The sequence below is a fragment of the Novosphingobium panipatense genome, from assembly GCF_900182875.1.
Taxonomy (GTDB): Bacteria; Pseudomonadota; Alphaproteobacteria; order Sphingomonadales; family Sphingomonadaceae; genus Novosphingobium; species Novosphingobium panipatense.
This window is the reverse complement of record NZ_FXUI01000008.1, coordinates 103,332-122,078: the sequence shown is the minus strand read 5'-3', so window position 1 is coordinate 122,078 and position 18,747 is coordinate 103,332. Positions and strand designations below refer to the sequence as shown.

The following is an 18,747-nucleotide window of genomic DNA, read 5'->3' as shown; positions in this document are numbered from 1 at the left end:
ACTTCAGTGCGACAATCTGCTATCAATGAACCTCGAAATAGCACGCGATATCAGCGGGTTTTATGGCGTTGAACGGCTTCCCACCCTCTCCGCCAGAGGCCCCTCCACGAGGGGCCACAGACGTCCACTCGGATAGACACTTTCCCTCTGAAGAATTGATGTTTAGCAGGCTCGGGGATCACAGTTTTCCACGGGCCTCCCACACCCATGTGCTTCTGATTTGTGGGCTCGGCGCTGAAAAACGTGGCCTCGGAGATGACGATGTCGAGTGAGGCAAAAAATCCGCGCCATCAAGCTGAGTGACAAGGCCTTTCAGCGGACCGACAGCCAGGGTCTGCCCGCGTCCGGGCGCATACTGGCGCCGCATCGCCTTCGCCAGCCTGGGGCTTATCGTCATCCTCATTGCCGCCAATTCGCGAACAGGAGCGATCGCCTTGTGTGACCTTAGTTGGTACCGAACACTTCCGCGCGACCGTCCCGCAGGCGACGCTACGTGAGAGAGAGCCTGAGGCAGACGTAGAGGCCTTCGGGCCGGAAATCGAACTCAGCGCCGTTGCCCTCACCCCGAAGGGCGCGCGCGATCATGCGAGAGCCGAATCCCTTTCGCGCCGGTGGTGATGTAGCTGGGCCGCCTGTCTCGGTCCAACGCAGTTCAAGGCGCGGGCCTCCTGCCTGTTCTGGAAGTTCCCACTCGATCTTCACTGTTCCAGTCGGGGTGGAAAGAGCCCCGTATTTTACAGCATTTGTTGCCAGTTCGTGGAGAACCATCGCGAGTTGTAGTGCGCGGTCAGAGGATATTTGCACCTCGCATCCATTTATTTCGAACCGACGATCGGCCTCGGCTGCAAACGGCGCCACGGCGCGCTGCACGATATGCGTGACGTCGACCATCTTCCAATCCCGCTGCGTGAGCAGATCATGGGCCTCAGACAGCGCAAAGAGCCGAGCATCAAATGCTTTCAGTTCCGATCGAGGGGCCTGGCGAAACGTCTGCATGGCCACCGCCTGGATCGTCGCCAGCGTGTTTTTGACCCGATGCTTCAGTTCGTGAAGAAGAAGTTCCTTTGACTCCTCCGCTCGCCGTCGTTGCTCAATTTCCTGCTGGGCGGCTTTATGCAGCCGCGCGTTGTCCATGGCGACAGCTGTCTGGGCGGCGATGGCGGAGACAAGGTTTTCCGTGTCGGCCGTGAACTTACCGGGTTCATCATGTGCGAAAAACAGCCCGCCCAGCACTTCGCCCGACACGGAGGTCACAGGCACCGCGAGATAACTGACGACGGGAAGATGTCCCGGCGGCATACCATAATGCGGTGCACTATGCCCATAGCGCGGATCGGTCCGGATGTCGTCCGATCGGATTACGCCTTCACCTGCGAAGGTAGGAGCGAAAACTGCGGTGTTCCGAGGCATTCCAAAATTGAAAGCCTCTCGTGCTGCGCCCGAAAGGGTATAGAGCTGGTAGGATTCCCCAGCCGCGTTCGTGACATTGTAGAAGAACGCCCCGAACTTCGCCCCGCTCAGTTCGGTGCCGATGTCAGTCACTGACTGCACGATCCGATCAAGATCGAGATCACGGGAGATTTCACTGGCGACGCGGTAAAGGGTCTGAAGGCGCTCGGATTGTTGCGCAAGCAACGTCTCGGTCTGTTTGCGCGCGGTAATGTCTCGGGCTGTTTGGGATGCGTTAATCACCATACCGTCCGCTGACCGGATTGGAGATACGGTAAGGGAAATATGGATGAGGCTACCGTCCTTGCGCTGCCGCAAGGTCTCGAAATCCGAGATTCGTTCGCCGTTTTTCAGCCGTGCAATGATTTCGTCTTCTTCAGCCCGGCGATCTTGCGGGATCAGGGTCAAGATCGAAGCGCCCATTATTTCTTCAGGAGCGTAGCCGAAAACACGCTCGGCGCCGGCATTCCAATCCGTGATGATGCCGTCGAGCGTTTTGCCGATGATCACGTCGTCGGAAGATTCGATGATAGCGGACAGTCGATCGGCAGCGCCCAAAGCGCCTCGCTTCTTAAGTCCGTGCTCTGCGTCCACATGCGTAGCATCATTCGCAGCCATCAAGGCTAAAGCCTTTCCCCGCGGAGTTCAGAAACAGCAGTCAGCAATCTCTCCATTGCATAAGGTTTGTCGAAAACCAGGTCAAAGAGATCAGCACGCGACCTTGCTATGGCGCCCTGCGCGCCGCTTACAAGAATGATGGGAATGGCCTGTAGAGCGCTGTCCGCTTTCATCGCTTCGGCCAGTTCAAGACCCGTCATCAATGGCATCATGAAATCAGTGATGACCAGATCGGGTTGAAGGCTGCGGACCAGCTTCAGCGCGTCCGCCCCGTGCGCGGCATCATGCACCTCATGCCCAGCCTCTTCCAAGCTGACCACCAGCAAGTCGGCAATCAGGAACTCGTCTTCGGCAACGACTATCTTCATGGAGAACTCCACCGGGGGACTCTATCCATGAGAGCCGTTAAGCTTCGAGGGGCTTGGCCAGTCCGGTCGAGATGCCGGTGGCTGGTTGAAACGGTCCTTTGATCGCAAGGCCACGTCCGTCGATATGAATTTCCTGAGGAGCAGCCTGGAACGACTGGTCACGGATCTTCAGGACGGACATCACGCGTTTGTATTCTGACCGGATTTCAACTTGGCGCATCATGATAAGATTATCGAGCAGACTGGAGATTTCCGGTCCAGGCGCTGCTACCCCGGACGCGAAAAGGTCACGCAATTCCCACGTGCCCACAGCGGTAACACCCATCGCCCGCAATTCGTTCGTCAATGCCGCAAAGAATTCCACCAAACGACGAGGATGAACGGCTGCACGCTCGAATCCGCCGAGGGAGTCGATGAAAAGCCGCTTCACGCCCCGGGCCGAAACGGCATCAAAGAGTCGATAGGCCAGCTTGTCGAGAAGATTTTCGGTAAGAGGTTGCCACAGGATATCGACTTCTCCCCGTTCGATATGTCCCTGGAGGTCAAGACCCAACGCTTTCGCTTTGATCAACAAACGATCGCGGGACTCGTAGAAGCCAAAATGAAGACCAGGCTCCTCCTGGGAGGCGGCCGAAAGGAAATTCAGGCCGAAGGACGTCTTACCACAGCCCGAGGGTCCTATGAGCAGGGTGATCGATCCTTGCGGAAGTCCTCCGCCGGTAATTTCATCGAAACCCTCTATCCCGGAACGGAGGGGTCTCGGGTCTGGATTGTCGGTCGCTGACGGCGTGTGGAAGGCCGCTTCGATCCGCGGGAAAACACTCACGCCGTCACCAGAGATTTCATACTGATGATATCCGCCCAGAGCAGCGCTGCCCCGCGATTTGCGGGGACGAAGGCGGCGTACGGTGCGGACGCCAACGAGTTCCTCATGGAGCTCCAGCACACCATCCACCATCGTGTGCTCGGGACTCTCATCTTGCACGCCAGCGCTGGTGAGAAACAGGACAGTGCAACCCACAAACGCTGCCTGGCTTTGCACTTCGGCTACGAATGTTTTGACGTCGAGGTCCGTCTCCGCACGGTCGCGGGCATTGAGCAGCCCATCGAACACGATCAGCGAAGCACTTTGACGCTTGGTCTCCTTACGCAGCAAGTCCACGACCGCCCCCAGGCCTTCCTTGCTGAGGGTCTGGAAAACGCTGACATAGACGATGTTGCTGCCAAGCCTCTCCTTTTCGAAGAAGCTTAGTGTGGAGAGCGACTGGAAGAGGCGATCGTGCGTCTCGGCGAGCAGGGTGACATAAAGCACGTTCTTGCCGGCCGCGGCCGTCGCAAAGGCGATCTGATTTGCCAGGATTGTCTTGCCAGCGCCAGGATGACCTTGGACAATGTAGGAAGCACCCTCGACGAAACCACCGCCAAAAACGGTGTCCAGGCCAGGGATCCCGGTCGAGAAGCGGGGAAGGATCTGCGTCACAAATTAGCCTCATCAGCGCGTATTGGCCAAGAGGCCGTTTGCGTTGATAGCAGCCCGCAGTGCCACCGTCAGGATGGCTAGTCGATTTTTTAACACCCTGTTGAACGCGTGAGGAGGTCTAGAAGAGGGCTTGTGCTATCCGGCCCGGAAGAGAAGCGGCATCAAGGGTAAGGAAGAGAAAGAGCGGATGGTGCGGGCGAAGCGGTCGCTCCGAATTTCGCGCCGGGGAACCCCCGCTGTCGCGAGCGCCGAGGTGTCGAACAGCACTACCTATCGGATTCGACCTTCTCTGTGCTTGCCGGGCGGGCAACCGTTCGATTGCCCGCCCGCTTGGCCAGCCACCCCACCGCAGCTTCACGTGGGTGCAGACACAACTAGCCTTCGTATTTTCGGTCGATCAAAGTTTGATGGAGGTGGCCAGCGTACGGAACTTCTCGATGTCCCTGTCGAAGAAGTAGATCTGGGGCGCCTCGTAGGCGACGAGGTACAACTGACCATTGACCATGGCACCGAAAGCCTCGCCCTGGCGGCGCACGTCGTCCGACTTCGTGAAGTTGTAGGTGAACCGGATGCCGGCGTGCCCGCCCAGTTGTGCCGGAGCCTGGGTGTCGATCGCCATCTGGTTGACGGCATACTGGCTGCGGTAGGTCGTCTCGAGAAGCGTCGGTATGTCGGTGACAAGCATGTTGCTGGCCACCTTGGGGAGGGGGCTATTCTTCTTGTCACGCTCGCGCAGCAGCGGCTGGCCTGCGGCGATCCCGCCGAAGAATGTGACCTTGTTCAGCGAGTCGCCGTCAAGCGTCCAGACTTCGACGTTCTTGCCCCCGCTGAGGCTGAGCTTGTTCCACTCGCCTGCGGGCGAAGCGGAGATGCGTGACTTGGCGATGCCTGCCCGAGGGCCAGGGCCGATCAGCGAGTTTGCAAAGGCCGGCGTTGAGCAGGCGGCGAGAAGAGCGATGATGGAAATGGTGAAGCGCGACATGGGATGACCTCAGTTCGCCATAAGGGTGTGGATGATCGCCGCGTCCGAAGCCTCAGGCGCTGCCATCAGGTAAGCGGAGAGTGCGGCGCGGCCTTCCTCGACCTGACCATTGCGGATCAGCGCGAGGCCGAGATTGCGGTCCAGGTCCGGCGCCGCGTAGCCGGCGGCTTTGGCTTCGCGATAGAACTGGCTGGCAAGCTGCAGGTCGCGCGGGTTCGCTCGGGCGCGATAAAGCTCGCCCCGCGCAAACAGAAGGTCCGAGGTCCAGCCGGAGCGGGCTGCCAGGTTCGACAGGATGTAGTCCGTGCCACCGAAATCGTTGAGCTTGTTCTGCGCCGCCAGGAAGCGCGGCAGGTAAGGTGCAAGCGCGTCCTGAAGCTCCTGCTTGCGCGGGTCACCTCCGGCCGGAAGCTTGTCGGCCTCCTGGGCCAGATACACCGCGCGGCTGAGCGGGGTCGGATGCGTGTCGAAGAAGCCTGCGGTGAAGTGCTGCTTTGCCTTCAGCTTGCGCCCGCGCGCCGTGGCTTCCTGTTCCGCCATCAGCGATTTCCAGATTTCGGAAGCTGAATGGGCGGGGTAGCCAGATTGTGCGATGTACTTGAGGCCCAGAAGGTCCGCGGCCGTCTCCTGATCGCGGTTGAAGCGAAAGATGGAGCCGACCAGCGATAGCTGAGCGTTTCCGGTCGGTGTGTTGGAAAGGCCGCCGAGTACCGTTACCCAGGCCATGACATCCGTTCCGGTGCGCCTGTTCTTGAAGCCGTTCAGACCGTGGCGAAGTTCAAAATGGGCGAACTCGTGTCCAAGGACAGCGGCGAGTTCGCCTTCGTTGCGAACCCGAAGGAGGAAGCCGGATTGAACGAACATCGCGCCGTTGGGCATCATCGACGCGTTGAACTGCGGATCTTCCATGGCGTAGAGCCGCACGCCTGCGCAACGCTCCTGGCCGACCTCCCGGCAAAGCACGCCGAGCAGATACTTTTCCAGGTTGCCGTCGCGGATGCGCAAGGGGCTGTCACGCATCCGGCGTTCAGCCTCGTCGGCCTGCATCCACAAGCCGCGTTCATCGACATTCGTCGGCTCGTACGCGGCCGTGTAGGTGGGCAGGGCCAGCGTAGGATCGACAGCATGCGCCGCCGATCCCGCACAGGCGATCAGCGCGCTGGCCAGCAGCGCGAGGGAGCGGCGCATGTCAGTTGCCCGCAGCGGCGACTTCGACCGGTCGGCCGGGGAAGCCTTCAAGCAACTGCGTGACGCGCTTTTGCGCGCCCTCAAGTGTACGGACATCTCCACCCATCTGCCGGTCGGCATTGAGCCAGACCAGTTCGCCGGTCTTGAGATCCACAAGCCCGGCGTAGCCCTGGTGAACGCCGGAAGTAACGCCGACACCGCCGAGCATACCCACGATCTGCAGGACTTTACGGCCAGTGGAACCGTACTCGTCATGCGTGGAGATAAACAGCGCATAGTCAGCCCCCTTCAGGGATGTCAGGCGCGAAAGGCCGTCTCCCATGCCCCACTCGAAGCTCTTGCCGCGCTTCTTGGTCGGCAGCCGGTTGCCTGGGAAAAACTGATATTCGATGACCGAGTCAGCGACGGAATTGAAAAGGTGAGAGTACTGAGTCACCAGTGGGCCATCGCCGGTGGACTGGTCCGAGTATTCAACGACCACATTTCCGAGCTTTGACTGGGCCTGACCAAGAGCGGTCGCAAGGTATCCGCGTGCTTGCGTCGTCCAGTCGGCGTTCGGTTCAAACATACCGCCGGTGGATTGTTCGCCCACATCAACGACCGGCCGCATCAGCACGATACGTACCGTACCCGGCTTCAACGAGAAGCCTTCCTTGTTTCCAGTCTTTTCTTGCGCGATTGCCGGAGCCGACACGCACAAAGACGCCGCAAGCACAGCGGCGCGCAAACAATTTGCAGTTTTCATGAGCCCCCTCATTGAATGCTTGGGGCGTATCGCGTTTTTCGGAGAGAGGGAAGTGTCAGTTTATGGTGTTAAAGATTGTTCATCCCGTACGATCACATATCGGTGGCGAATGCGAGCCTCTACGCGCTGCAGACCATACGCGTTCCCTCTGATTTACCGGTGGTGCTGAGGGCCTCGTTGTGATTTCATCGAAGTGAGCGATGGAGGCAAGCGAAGCTGTGCGGCCTGATCGACCTCGAACCCTTTCCGCCAGCGCGGGATGGCGCCTTGCAGCGGTCGGATCGTCGCTAGGACTTGGCAGAAGCCTTGGCGCGCGGGCGGAGGTGCGATAGCGTCTCTTCATGACGAACAACGACAACCCCAGAGACTTCACCGAAGCGGATGCTGTCCGCGCAACCGAGGCAGCGGGCATCAGCCTGCCGATCAACGACACCAGCGAGCTGTTCGCAGCCCTGACGGCCATGCTGGATTTACCTGTTTCGCCAGCCGAGTTGGAAACGGCACTGCGAAGCGCCTACATCAAACTGCCGCTGAACACCCCTGCGGATCTCGTCAAAGCCTACAATCTCATCCTCGATGTGAAATTGGGCGAGACCGGAGGCAACCCGGCAACCTTCTAGGTGCCCGTCGCCCGCACCATCCAGCAGCAGCGCATGAACGGCCAGTCCTCAGCGATACCGGTGACAGAGAGAGCTGCGAGGGCAACCCTCATGCTCGCCTTATCGCCTCAACGCGCAGAGATGCACCATTGACGTGTATAGCGCGGGTCAGGGCGTGATCCCTTTCAGAATCTGACGCGCGGTGTCGGCGAGCACCGCGCCGGCACCCTTGTCGCCTTTCACCATGGAAGTCATGAACGCCTTCGCCTGCTCCAGCGTGAGGTGCGGTGGGAATGGCGCGACTTCCGGGTCCGTCTTGACCTCGATAAGCGTCGGGCGATCCGCCGCGAGCGCCGTGTCCCAAGCGGCACCTAACTGTTCCGGATCATCGATGAATATGCTTCCCAGACCCATCAATTCGGCGAAGCGCGCGTAAGGCACATCGGGGATGTCCTGCGTGGTCGGGAAACGTGGGTTGCCCTCCATCACGCGCTGCTCCCAGGTGACCTCGTTCAGGTCGCCGTTGTTGAACACGCAGACGATCAGGCGTGGGTCGCTCCACTCACGCCAATACTTCTGCACCGTGATAAGTTCAGCCAGGTTGTTCATCTGCATCGCGCCGTCACCGACCAACGCCACGACCGGTCGTTGGGGATGGGCGAACTTGGCGGCGATCGCATAGGGAACCGCCGCCCCCATCGAAGCAAGGCCGCCCGACAGCGACGCGCGCTGCCCGGCTTTGACCCGGTAATCGCGCGCATACCAGTTAGCGCACGAGCCGGAGTCAGAGGTCACGATGGCATCGGGGGGCAAGCGCGGCGACATCTCCCATACGACCCTCTGGGGGTTAACGGGGTTGGCCTTCGCCATCGCGCGTTGTTCTAGCGTCTGCCACCATTTCGCGACTTCCTGCTCGATGCCCTCACGCCAGCTGCGCTCGGTCTTCCGCTGCAGCAAGGGCAGCAAGGCCCTTAGCGTGTCGGTCGCATCCCCGTGCAGGTTCACGTCGACTGGATAGCGCAGGCCCAGCATGGCGGCGTCGAGGTCGATCTGGACGGCCCGGACCTGGCCATCCTTGGGCAGGAACTCGGCCCAGGGGAACCCTGTGCCGATCATGAGCAGAGTATCGCAGTCGCGCATGAGGTCGGACGACGGTTTTGTTCCCAATAGGCCGATGGATCCGGTGACGAACGGGAGATCGTCGGGAAGCACATCCTTGCCAAGAAGCGCCTTGGCGACACCCGCTCCGAGCACTTCGGCTGCTTCGATGACCTGCGTCGCGGCGCCCCGTGCACCGGCGCCGATCAGGATAGCGACCTTGCTGCCGCTGTTGAGGATCTCGGCTGCGCGCTCGAGATCCGCCCGGCGAGGCGTGACCGACGGCCGCGCATACCCGGTGCCGGAGCGTGTGAAGCCATGCGCCTGCGCCGGATCTTCGTACTTAGTATCCTGCACATCCTTGGGAAGCACGATGACTGAAACATCGTTGCCGGCGATAGCGACGCGGATCGCGCGATCCGTGACATGGCGGGTCTGCGCCGGTGCCGATACCTCCTGCACATAACCGGCCACATCGGCGAAGATCCGGTCCAGATTAAGCTCCTGCTGGTAGCTCCCGCCCCGTACCGTACTTTCGGCCTGGCCAGCGATGGCGAGCACGGGGGCATGGTCCAGCTTGGCATCGTAAAGCCCGGTGAGAAGATGGGTGGCCCCGGGGCCACCCGTCGAGAGGCAGACTCCAAGCTCGCCCGTGAATTTGGCGTGCGCCACGGCCATGAAGGCGGCCATCTCTTCATGCCTGACCTGAATGAACTCGATGCCCGCTCCCGCTTTCTCTGCCCGCTGCAGCGCGCCGAGGACACCGTTGATGCCGTCGCCCGAATAACCGTATATGCGTTTGACGCCCCAGTCCTTCAGGCGCTGGACGAAGAAGTCACTCGTCATTTGAGTCATGCCGCACTCCGTGGGTTCGGCACCCGAAACAGGCGCACCGGTGCCTTCGCCCGACATTGTCCGAGCGCTTTACTCGCCAGTTAACGTTGCCGTTTGCGCGGGGGTTCCTGACGCCGCCGGAGATGGCGCATGTCGGAGCATGCCATCAGTCCTTCGATGCCCGGGCAAGCTGCCCGGATTCTGAGGCTGGATCATCGGCACGACCGGCGAGGTCGGGATCGTTGAACCCGCTTGCTGACCGCGCACGCCTGGCCCCATTCCAGTGTGCCGTCCCCCAGGGAACAGCATCAACTCCGCCTGGCTCTTCGGTGTCTGAAAATTCCTGATAGCCCGCAACGTGGGTCTTCATTTTTGTGCGTAAAGGTATGCCGAGATGTCGCGCGCCTGTTGCGGCGTAATGCCTTGTTCGGGCATGCCGCTGCCGGGGCGAAGCGCCTGTGGATGCATCAGCCATAGCGCCAGGGTTTTGGGCGTGTTCGGCTGAGAACCCGCGATAGCTGCGCGTTGGCCGACATGAGTCAGATCGGGACCGACTTTGCCCACCGCACCGTCGATGCCGGGAATGACGTGACAGCTACCGCATCCGTAGCGTTTGATCGACGATCGTCCCCGTTGCCAGTCGCCCCGGCTCACCATTTCGGCCTGGATCCGGCGCTGGTCTTGGGTTTCGACGTACATCATGGCGCCTGTGCCCGCAGCTACAGCGATGCAGAGTGCGACGAGAAAAGCGAGCCAGCGAAGGCTGGCGGGGATGGGGCGCCTAGACATGAGCAGAGCGCAAGACCTGACGCACGACAAGCAGCGCTGCACCGGCGTGGACGAGGCCCCCCGGCACCCACATGAGAAGGCCGGCCAACTGCTGGTCCTCGGCCGGTGTCATACCGAAAGGAGCGAGGCCGAGGCGTTCATAGCCTTCGTACCACGGGCTCGTCGCGAATGCCATGAGGGCTCCAAGCGCACCGGACACGATGGAGGTGACGACCAGACACAGTGCCGCGAGCGCCGGATTGGTCCTCCGGCTGAGCATCGCGGTCCAGAACAGCAGCGCGCTCACAAGAAAGGAGAGGTGCTGCGCGGCGTGCCAGCCCTCATGGGCCAAGGCAAGATCGAAGAGCGCCGGCGCATGCCAGACCCAGAGCACAGCAGCTTGCAGCAAGGTTGCCGTGACGGGCTCCACCAGAAAGCGCCAGCTTCGCCGTACCGGGGCCGCGCGGCTCCATGCGCCGAAAACGTGTCGGTAGCGGACCGGCAGGCCCCAGAGCATAATGGCCAAAGGTTCCGCCAGGATCAGGAGCGGCGCAGCGGCAAGCATGATGACTTCGTGCTCGAACATATGCGCGCCAAACGAACGTTCACCGGCCTGGTGCAGAGGCGAAACCAGCGCGACGGTGAGCAGAGCCAGCCGACAACGAAGAAGCGGACTCGCCGGGCGAGTGCGGCTGACCCGCGGCCGGAGCGACGCGAAAGCCGGCTTGCACCCACCCCGAACAGTACGAGCGTCAGCAGAAGCGGAACCGTGATCCACGGATCCAGCGTCCATCCCGGCGGTTCGTCATGGGCGATGCCGGTGTCGTGAGCCAGGCCCGGGAACGACCAGGTAGCAAGGCACAAGGCGAGGCAGCGGGCAAACCCGGCGGTCAGCCGACGCATGGCGGGACGATCGACAAGGCCAGCGTCTGGAACAGGATTGCCAGCGCAAAGATCGCGGCAACGGCCAGAGCGAGCCGGGCAAGCCAGGCACTGGCGAGGGGACCCCGGCGCTGGTGCAAAGGCCACGCGATCCGCGCCGCGAGACTGCACAGCAGGATGCTGGCAAGGCCCCAGGCGATGCCGAGCGACGTGGCGTTGCAGCGGAGGTGGAGGAGCGCCGACAGCCCCTGCTCGAAAGCGAACCAGCTTAGTGGCGGCAATGTCAGCGCCAGCCAGACGCGTGCCCGGATGGAAAGGCGCCTGCTCATGATGCTCTCGGCAACCAGTAAACGAGGAGGTAGACCGGCAGCCAGCAGAGGACCACAAAAGTCCAGTAATTGGAGTTGTCCTCGACATCGGCGAACTGATCATCGCCCACCTCGTGCGTGAAAAGCCATGCGCCCAGAACGGCGGTGTCAGCCCAGTCGGTGACAACATGGACCGTGTGCAAAACGAGCAGAAGCCAGATTGCCGAACCATAGGCGTCCTGATGCCAGGGCACGCCGAGATGTGCGAACTCGAAGCCGCGGGGCACGAACAGCAGAAGCGCGATCACCGCCATTGCAAGCGTTCCCCAGCGGACGCCCGCCAGATCCTTCGCACGCGCGCAGCGCAGCACCCAGAGATTGGGTATCTCGCTCAGCAGGAGGCCCGCGGTGAAGATGCCGCTCCACAGCAGGCCGGGCAATTGATCGCCTGCCGGTGGCCAGACTGACGCCTGGGTCATGAGGTAGAGGTAGACGGCCGCCGCGAGCAGGAAGCCCGTGCCTTCGATGACCATGAAGCCGATATTGCCCCACCAGACGAGGTGGCGCGGACCGCTGGCGCTGGCGGGCAGGTTGGAGAGGGTGCCGACGGTCTCGAATTCGCGCGGTCCGCTCATGGCGTAGTCTCCAGCGGTCCTATTTTCGCGCGTGGGCGGCTCGGCCAGAACCATCCTGTCAACGCCGCTCCTATGGGAAGCGCGCCGATCGGGATCGCCCAGGGTGTGAAGATGCTGCCGATGAACATGGCCGAAACGGCGAGCGCCGCCACGAGCGGCCAGATCGAGGGCGCAGCGCTCTTCTGTCGATAAAGTGGCTGCGCGTCCGTTACCGAAGAGACGAGCACTTCGCGTTTGTCGATTGCCATGCCTTCCAAGGCCTTCAGAGGAGCCCCGCCGTTCCACATCGGCGTGAGGCTCTCGACGTGGGGCGTGAAAGCGATGTTGTAAGCAGGAGGCGGCGAAGCAGTCGCCCCATTCGAGGGTGGAGCCGCCCCATGGATCCGCGCCAGCAGGCCTGCCGCGCCAGTAGCTGCAAAGCGCGTTGGCGACGAAGACGAGCCCGCCTGTGACGGCGATCGCGCTACCGGCGGTGGCGATCTGGTTCAGCGTCTCCCAGCCCATGTCGGCCGGGTAGGTATAGACCCGCCGCGGCATTCCCTCCAGCCCGAGCAGATGCATCGGAAAGAACCCGAGGTTGAACCCGCCGACGATGAGGACGAAGGCGACCTTGCCCCAGCGCTCCGACATCAACCGCCCGGTCGCTTTGGGATACCAGTAGCAGAACGCGCCGAAGAGCGGGAAAATCGCTCCGCCGATTAGGACATAATGCAGGTGCGCGACGATGAAGTACGTGTCGGTGAGTTGCAGGTCGAGAGCAGCCGAGGCGGTCATCACGCCTGAAAGCCCCCCGATGACGAAAGTCGCGACAAACCCGATTATCCAGAGCATCGGTGTCGGGAACCAGGTGCGCCCGGTGCCGATCGTCGCAATCCAGCAGAAGATCTGGAGCCCGGCCGGCACGGCGATCGCCATGCTCGCGGCCGTGTAGAAGTCGTTGCCAAGCCGGGGAAGCCCGACGGCAAACATATGGTGGACCCAAAGGCCGAAGGCGAGCGCCCCGATAGAGAGGATCGCCAGAACCAGGACGCTGTGCCCATAGAGCGGGCGGCGTGAAAAGGTCTCCACGATCGAAGAGACGAAGCCGGTCGCAGGCACGAAGATGATGTAGACTTCCGGATGTCCGAAGAACCAGAAGAGGTGTTGAAACAGCACGGCGTCGCCGCCGGCTGCGACTGAGAAGAAATGCGTGGAAACCAGGCGGTCGGCGATCAGCATCGACGTCACCAGCATTACCGCGGGCATTGAAAAGATCGTCATGATCGAAGCAATCAGCATGGCCCAGAGGAATACCGGCATTCGGGCAAGGGTCATGCCGGGCGGGCGCATCTTCAGGATCGTCGCCGCCACGTTGACCGAGGCGGCGAGCGCGGCCACCTCGGTAAAGGTGATCATCTGGGCCCAGATGTCGGCGCGGTGCCCCGGGGAGTAGGCGGGGCCGGAAAGCGGCGGATATTCAAACCAGCCGAGGTCAGGCGTAATGTCGATCGCATGAGCGACCCACAAGGTGAGCACACCGCCGAAATAGAGCCAGAAGCTGAAAGCGCCGAGCCGGGGAAAGGCCATGTTGCGCGCGCCGAGCATCAGGGGAACCAGCCAGAAGGCCATGGCTTCCATGAGCGGGACCGAAACGAGAAAGAGCATGGTCGAGCCGTGCAGTGAGAAGCTCTCGTTGAAGAGCTGCGGCGTCATCCGGGTGTTTTCCGGCACCGAAAGCTGCCAGCGCATGTCGAGCGCAAGCATGCCGGCGAGGAACATCAGGAGGAGCGCCGTCACGATATAGCGCGCGGCGATCCGCTTGTGATCGACCGTGGTCAGAAACCCCCAGAAGCCGGGCGGATCGCTCCATGTCCGGTCCAGATGTTCCAGAAGCGACGGGTCAGGCTTCACCGCAAAGTCTCCAAATACGTGGCGACCGCGTCGGCATCAGCGGGCAGGAGAGGCACGGCGGGCATCGACGTGCCCGGCTTCAGCGCCTGGGGTTGCGCGAGCCAGCCCTGTATGCCGCCCCGGCTCATGGGCAAGGTTCCCGCCGCGATCGATCGGCGGCTGGCGAAATGGGTGAGGTCGGGGCCTGCCCTGCCGGTGGCAGCCGTTCCTCGCACCGTGTGGCACGAGCCGCAGGCCCGCAGGAAGATGGTTGCGCCGTGCCCGTCCTGCTTCTCCGCCATCGCCCCGCTGCCTTGGCGGGCGAGCCATGCGTCGAACTCCGGCTGGCTGTCGACTTTCACGTCGAAAGCCATGTGCGCGTGCTGAGTGCCGCAGAACTCCGTGCACTGACCACGAAACCACCCGAGCCGCCGCGGGGTCAGGTCGATGATGTTGCGACGGCCCGGAATCATGTCGATCTTGCCCGAAACGTTAGGCACCCAGAAACTGTGGATCACGTCGCCCGAGGCAAGCTCGACGCGCGCCGTCCGGCCGAGCGGCAGGTGAAGTTCGTTGGCCGTTTCGATCCAGCGCCCGCTTGCAGGGTCACGATATTCGATGCGCCACCACCATTGATGACCCGTGACCCGGACGATCATGGCATCGTCTTCCCTGGCGGCTACCAACGCCCGGTCGGCGATGAAGCTGCCCACGATCAGGACGGTCAAGCCGACGACGATCGCGCCGGCAGCGGTGTAGAGGCCGCGATCGAGCCGCCTGTCGCCGCCGGCTCCAGCCCCGGCGCCAGTTTGGTGGCAGGTCCGTGCGCGCAGGATGGACCAGAGCAAGCCCGCGAGCACCAGTAGATAGACCCCGCCGCACACGATCATCATCAGCATGAAGAGGGAACGCAGGGCGTCGGCCTGCTCGCCTGCCGGAGACAATGGCGACTGGATCCCGGCGCATCCGCTCAGCACCAGCAACCAAAGGCAAACCGCCGCAGCCCTCATAACGGCCCTGACCAGCGCGAGCCCTGCGGCTCGCCTTTCTGATCAAGCGACGTGCGTCGCCGCTTTTCCGGGAAATGCCGGGGAAGGCCGCGGACATAGGCGGTGAGCTGCCAGAGCTGTTCGATCGGAATCGTTCTTTCATAATCGTGCCCGGGGCGATGGCGGGCGATTGCCTGATAGACTTCCGCGAAGCCGCCGCCGTGGCGCCACTGGCCATCGGGCAGGTTCGCTGCGCCCGGAGCACCGTCGTCGTGACAGCCGGAGCAGCCGTACCAGGAGAAGTAGCGACCGCCCTGGGCAACCTGATAGAGGTTGGCCTGATAGGCCGCTATGCGGGGGTCCGCGTTTCCTGTCGGTGCCGTTTGCGGCAGGCTCGGTCCAAGGTTCCGCGCCTCCCTGCTGCAGGCGGCGAGCGCGGGGAGGCTGGCCAGCGCCAGTATCAGTATCGTTGCGCCCCTCATGCGGACGATCAGGTCTCGATGCGAACCGGCACCGCCTTGGCCGCAGGCGTCTTGGACTGCTCGTCATGATACCACAGCGGAATGAGGGGGTTCATCTCGGGATAGTAGGCACCGATACATCCGCGTGGCAGCAGGAAAGGCGTGACGGTAAGCCCGTCGACCTTCCGATGCACGCCGTCCTGTGCATCGCTGACAAGCGCCACGACCTGTCCGTTTTCCAGACCGGCGGCGGCGATGTCCTCGGGGTTCATGAGCACGACGTCGCGCGTTCCTTCGATCCCGCGCAGCCTGTCCGAATAGCCGTAGATCGTGGTGTTGAACTGATCGTTTGAGCGCAGGGTCACGAGCCGGTAGCGTCCCTCGGCGGCCGCGAAACCCACGGACGTCATTGTTTTGGGGACGGTAAATTCCGCCTTGCCGCTTTCGGTCTTCCAGACGCGCTCGCGCGCCGAGTTGCCGCGATAGAAGCCGCCCGGGGTGAAGACCCGCGCATTGAAATCATGGAACTGCTCCGGGTAGGTCTCCTCGATGAGATCCCGGATTTTCGCATAGTCGGCGGTCCACTCGTCCCAACGCACCTTCGGGTTCGGCGGCAGCGTGGCCTTGGCGATGCCAGCAACGATCGCCACCTCGCTTTTCAGATGCTTGGAGGCGGGCTTGTTCTTGCCAAGCGAGCCATGGATGCAGGAGAGCGAATCCTCCATCGTCACGGCCTGCGCGCCGCTTTTCTGCACATCCTCTTCGGAGCGGCCGAGACAGGGCAGCAGATAGGCCACTTCGCCGTTGATGAGGTGGCTGCGGTTTAACTTCGTCGCAATCTGAACCGTCAGGCGCATCTTCTGCCAGGCGGCTTCCATCTTCTCGCGCTCGGGTATGGCGCGGACGAAGTTGCCGCCCAGCCCGATGAAGGCCTTCACTTCGCCGGACACGATCTTCTCGCAGGCCTTGACGGTGTTCAATCCTTCCTCGCGCGGCGGCTCGAAACCGTACTGCTCGGCGATCTTGTCCAGCGGCACGAGTTCCGGCTTCTCCGCGATGCCTACCGTGCGCTGACCCTGCACGTTGGAGTGGCCGCGCACCGGCGAGATGCCGGTGCCCTCCCGGCCGACGTTGCCCTTAAGAAGCCATAGGTTGGTGAGCGCTGCCAGGTTTTCGAATCCGTGGACGTGCTGGGTCAGGCCCATGCCGTACATCGCGATCGAGCGCTTGGCCTCTACGTAGATCTGCGCGGCCTCTTCGAGATCGGCGCGGGTAAGACCGCTTTCACGTTCGATCTCCTCCCAGCTTGTCGCCTCGGCATGGGCCTTCATCGCCTCGAAGCCGCTGGTGTGCTGCTCTATGAAGTCAACGTCGAGGACGTGGAGCTTTTCCTCGGCCCACTTTTTCTCCTCTGCGGCCAGGACATGTTTGATCAGGCCGGTGATCGCGGCGATGTCGCCGCCCGCTTTCACCTGGAGGTAGAGCGTCGAGATCTGTGTCTCCTTGGGAGTCAGCATCTCCACGGGGCTCTGCGGATTTTTGAACACCTCCAGCCCTTTTTCGCGAATGGGGTTGAAAGTGACTATCTTGCAGCCGCGCTTCACCGCCTCCTGTAGCGGATGGAGGAGGCGAGGGCTGTTCGAGCCCGTGTTCTGGCCGAAGAAGAAGATCGCGTCGCATGAGTGGAAGTCCGAAAGAACGCAGGTTCCCACGGGCGAGCCGATCAGCTTCTTCAAGGCGACCGACGTGGTCTCGTGGCACATGTTCGAACTGTCGGGCAGATTGTTGTGCCCGTAGAGCCGGGCGAACAGGGCATAGAGGTAGCTCGTCTCAAGGCTCGCGCGGCCCGAGGAATAGAAGACTGTTGCGCCGGGATCGATCGCCTTCAGTTCCCGGCCGATGGCGGCGAAGGCTTCTTCCCAGTCGCAGGCCACATACTTGTCGGAGGCGCGATCGTAACGCATCGGGTGAGTGATGCGGCCGAGTTGCTCGAGATCATGATCCTTCCAGGTCTTGAGCTCGCTGACCGTGTGCGCCGCGAGAACTTCAGGCGTACAGCGCCGAGAAGTCAGTTCCCACAAGGTCGCCTTTGCGCCGTTCTCGCAAAACTCAAGGGGATGAGGCTGGGCAGGCTTGGTCCATGCGCAGGACACGCACATGAATCCCTTCACCTTGTTCTGGCGGCGAAGGGTATTCAGGACAGCCGGGCTCGGCTTTTCTCGCCAGGCGATTTCCGCCATGCCGCGAACGGAGCCCCAACCACCTTCGGCCCCTTCGTAGTGGACCGTATCCTCTTCCTCAGCCATCCCGATGCGCCTCCAGTGGGATCATAGACCGCTATTCGGGCAAGATGTTGCCTTACATCCAGCCCTGAAAATTCAGGAGCTGCAGTACGGCTGATACGTGCCCGGAACACGGCCGAACTGTAATAAAGCGCCGTCCGGATCGATGTTCCTGCAGTTCCAGGAGCTGGTCGATGGCTCCCCGGTTCCCTGACGGGGAAGGCCGCGGACGAGGACTACCGCGCATCCGTTGACACGGGTTGATTGTAAAACCCGCGCAGCCGCGCACTGCGCCCGTGGGCGAAGCAGTGCGCGGCCTCGGCTGGTCAACTCCTGATGAAGGCGAGCAGATCGGTGTTCACGACGTCGGGATGGGTGGTGCACAAGCCGTGCGGCAGCCCCTGGTAGGTCTTCAGGATGGCGTTCGGGAGAAGCTTGGCCGAAAGTGGCGCCGAGTCCGCATAAGGTACGATCTGGTCGTCGTCGCCGTGCATGACCAGCGTCGGCACCTCCATCCGCTTCAGGTCGTCGCTGAAGTCGGTTTCGCTGAAGGCCTTGATGCAGTCGTAATGGGCCTTTGCGCCGCCCATCATTCCCTGTCGCCACCAGTTCTGGATGACACCCTGGTCCACCTTGGCGCCCGGCCGGTTATAGCCGTAGAACGGGCCTGAAGGCACATCCAGGAAGAACTGGGCACGGTTGGCGACCAGCGCGTCGCGGAAGCCGTCAAACACCTCCAGCGGAAGCCCGCCCGGGTTCTTCTCCGATTTCACCATGACCGGCGGCACGGCACCGATCAGCACCGCCCGGGAGACGCGGCCGGGCTTCGCGCGGGCCACATAGCGCGCGACTTCGCCGCCTCCTGTCGAATGGCCGATGTGGATCGCGTCCTTCAGATCGAGCGCATCGGTAAGCGCCGCCACGTCGGCGGCGTAGGTGTCCATCTCGTTGCCGAGGAAGGTCTGCGTGGAGCGGCCGTGACCGCGGCGGTCGTGCGCGATGACGCGGTAGCCCTTCAGCAGGAAGAACATCATCTGGTTGTCCCAGTCATCGGCACTGAGCGGCCAGCCGTGATGGAACACGATCGGGGTCGCGTTCCTTGGCCCCCAGTCCTTGTAGAAGATTCGCGTGCCGTCGCTTGTCTCGATGTAGGTCATGCTGTCAGTCCCCTGTCGTCCAGTTGCTGGGAGAA

The 18,747-nt window shown here is 62.2% G+C and carries 16 protein-coding genes; 1 reads left to right on the top strand and 15 read right to left on the bottom strand.

Features of this window, described 5'->3' with window-relative positions; translation table 11 throughout:
- Positions 1 to 489: 489 nt before the first annotated feature.
- The 6 genes from QOL62_RS13505 to QOL62_RS13480 form a co-directional block, all read right to left on the bottom strand.
- A complete protein-coding gene (locus QOL62_RS13505; protein ID WP_283406660.1) occupies positions 490 to 2,067 on the bottom strand; it encodes a PAS domain S-box protein in 1,578 nt (525 codons plus the stop codon).
- 5 nt (positions 2,068 to 2,072) lie between these two features.
- Entirely contained in the window at positions 2,073 to 2,435 is a 363-nt protein-coding gene (locus tag QOL62_RS13500; protein ID WP_103729397.1) for a response regulator, read from the bottom strand.
- 37 nt (positions 2,436 to 2,472) lie between these two features.
- The gene (locus QOL62_RS13495) at positions 2,473 to 3,915 is read right to left on the bottom strand and encodes an ATPase domain-containing protein (RefSeq protein ID WP_283406659.1); all 1,443 of its coding nucleotides are present in this window, start codon (positions 3,913 to 3,915) and stop codon (positions 2,473 to 2,475) included.
- Positions 3,916 to 4,312: 397 nt separating this feature from the next.
- Positions 4,313 to 4,897, bottom strand: coding sequence for a hypothetical protein (locus QOL62_RS13490; protein ID WP_283406658.1), 585 nt, complete (start codon positions 4,895 to 4,897; stop codon positions 4,313 to 4,315).
- Between the two features lie 9 nt (positions 4,898 to 4,906).
- A complete protein-coding gene (locus QOL62_RS13485) occupies positions 4,907 to 6,085 on the bottom strand; it encodes a M48 family metallopeptidase (RefSeq protein ID WP_283406657.1) in 1,179 nt (392 codons plus the stop codon).
- 1 nt (position 6,086) lies between these two features.
- Positions 6,087 to 6,830: a hypothetical protein gene (locus QOL62_RS13480; protein WP_283406667.1), complete on the bottom strand. Its 744-nt coding sequence runs from the start codon at positions 6,828 to 6,830 to the stop codon at positions 6,087 to 6,089.
- 341 nt (positions 6,831 to 7,171) lie between these two features.
- Here QOL62_RS13480 and QOL62_RS13475 point away from each other — a divergent pair, with 341 nt between their 5' ends.
- Entirely contained in the window at positions 7,172 to 7,450 is a 279-nt protein-coding gene (locus QOL62_RS13475; protein ID WP_283406656.1) for a hypothetical protein, read from the top strand.
- A gap of 147 nt (positions 7,451 to 7,597) precedes the next feature.
- Here the strand turns inward: QOL62_RS13475 and QOL62_RS13470 are convergent, their stop codons facing one another.
- From QOL62_RS13470 to QOL62_RS13430, 9 genes are all read right to left on the bottom strand, one after another.
- Positions 7,598 to 9,382 (bottom strand): thiamine pyrophosphate-requiring protein, encoded by a 1,785-nt coding sequence (locus QOL62_RS13470; protein WP_283406655.1) that lies wholly within the window; start codon positions 9,380 to 9,382, stop codon positions 7,598 to 7,600.
- A 345-nt stretch (positions 9,383 to 9,727) separates the two neighbouring features.
- Entirely contained in the window at positions 9,728 to 10,060 is a 333-nt protein-coding gene (locus QOL62_RS13465) for a c-type cytochrome (protein ID WP_283406654.1), read from the bottom strand.
- A gap of 82 nt (positions 10,061 to 10,142) precedes the next feature.
- Positions 10,143 to 10,922, bottom strand: coding sequence for a cytochrome c oxidase assembly protein (locus QOL62_RS13460; RefSeq protein ID WP_283406653.1), 780 nt, complete (start codon positions 10,920 to 10,922; stop codon positions 10,143 to 10,145).
- Positions 10,923 to 11,019: 97 nt separating this feature from the next.
- Positions 11,020 to 11,340 carry a hypothetical protein gene (locus QOL62_RS13455; protein WP_283406652.1) on the bottom strand — a complete coding sequence of 107 codons (321 nt, stop codon included), beginning with the start codon at positions 11,338 to 11,340 and terminating at the stop codon, positions 11,020 to 11,022.
- A complete protein-coding gene (locus tag QOL62_RS13450) occupies positions 11,337 to 13,844 on the bottom strand; it encodes a cbb3-type cytochrome c oxidase subunit I (RefSeq protein ID WP_283406651.1) in 2,508 nt (835 codons plus the stop codon). The genes QOL62_RS13455 and QOL62_RS13450 overlap by 4 nt, the downstream gene beginning before the upstream one ends.
- Positions 13,841 to 14,800 carry a cytochrome c oxidase subunit II gene (coxB, locus tag QOL62_RS13445; RefSeq protein ID WP_283406650.1) on the bottom strand — a complete coding sequence of 320 codons (960 nt, stop codon included), beginning with the start codon at positions 14,798 to 14,800 and terminating at the stop codon, positions 13,841 to 13,843. The genes QOL62_RS13450 and coxB overlap by 4 nt, the downstream gene beginning before the upstream one ends.
- Positions 14,801 to 14,829: 29 nt before the next feature.
- Positions 14,830 to 15,294 carry a hypothetical protein gene (locus tag QOL62_RS13440; protein WP_283406649.1) on the bottom strand — a complete coding sequence of 155 codons (465 nt, stop codon included), beginning with the start codon at positions 15,292 to 15,294 and terminating at the stop codon, positions 14,830 to 14,832.
- 8 nt (positions 15,295 to 15,302) lie between these two features.
- Positions 15,303 to 17,579 carry an FdhF/YdeP family oxidoreductase gene (locus QOL62_RS13435; RefSeq protein WP_283406648.1) on the bottom strand — a complete coding sequence of 759 codons (2,277 nt, stop codon included), beginning with the start codon at positions 17,577 to 17,579 and terminating at the stop codon, positions 15,303 to 15,305.
- A gap of 302 nt (positions 17,580 to 17,881) precedes the next feature.
- Positions 17,882 to 18,712 (bottom strand): alpha/beta fold hydrolase, encoded by an 831-nt coding sequence (locus tag QOL62_RS13430; protein ID WP_283406647.1) that lies wholly within the window; start codon positions 18,710 to 18,712, stop codon positions 17,882 to 17,884.
- Positions 18,713 to 18,747: the final 35 nt, after the last annotated feature.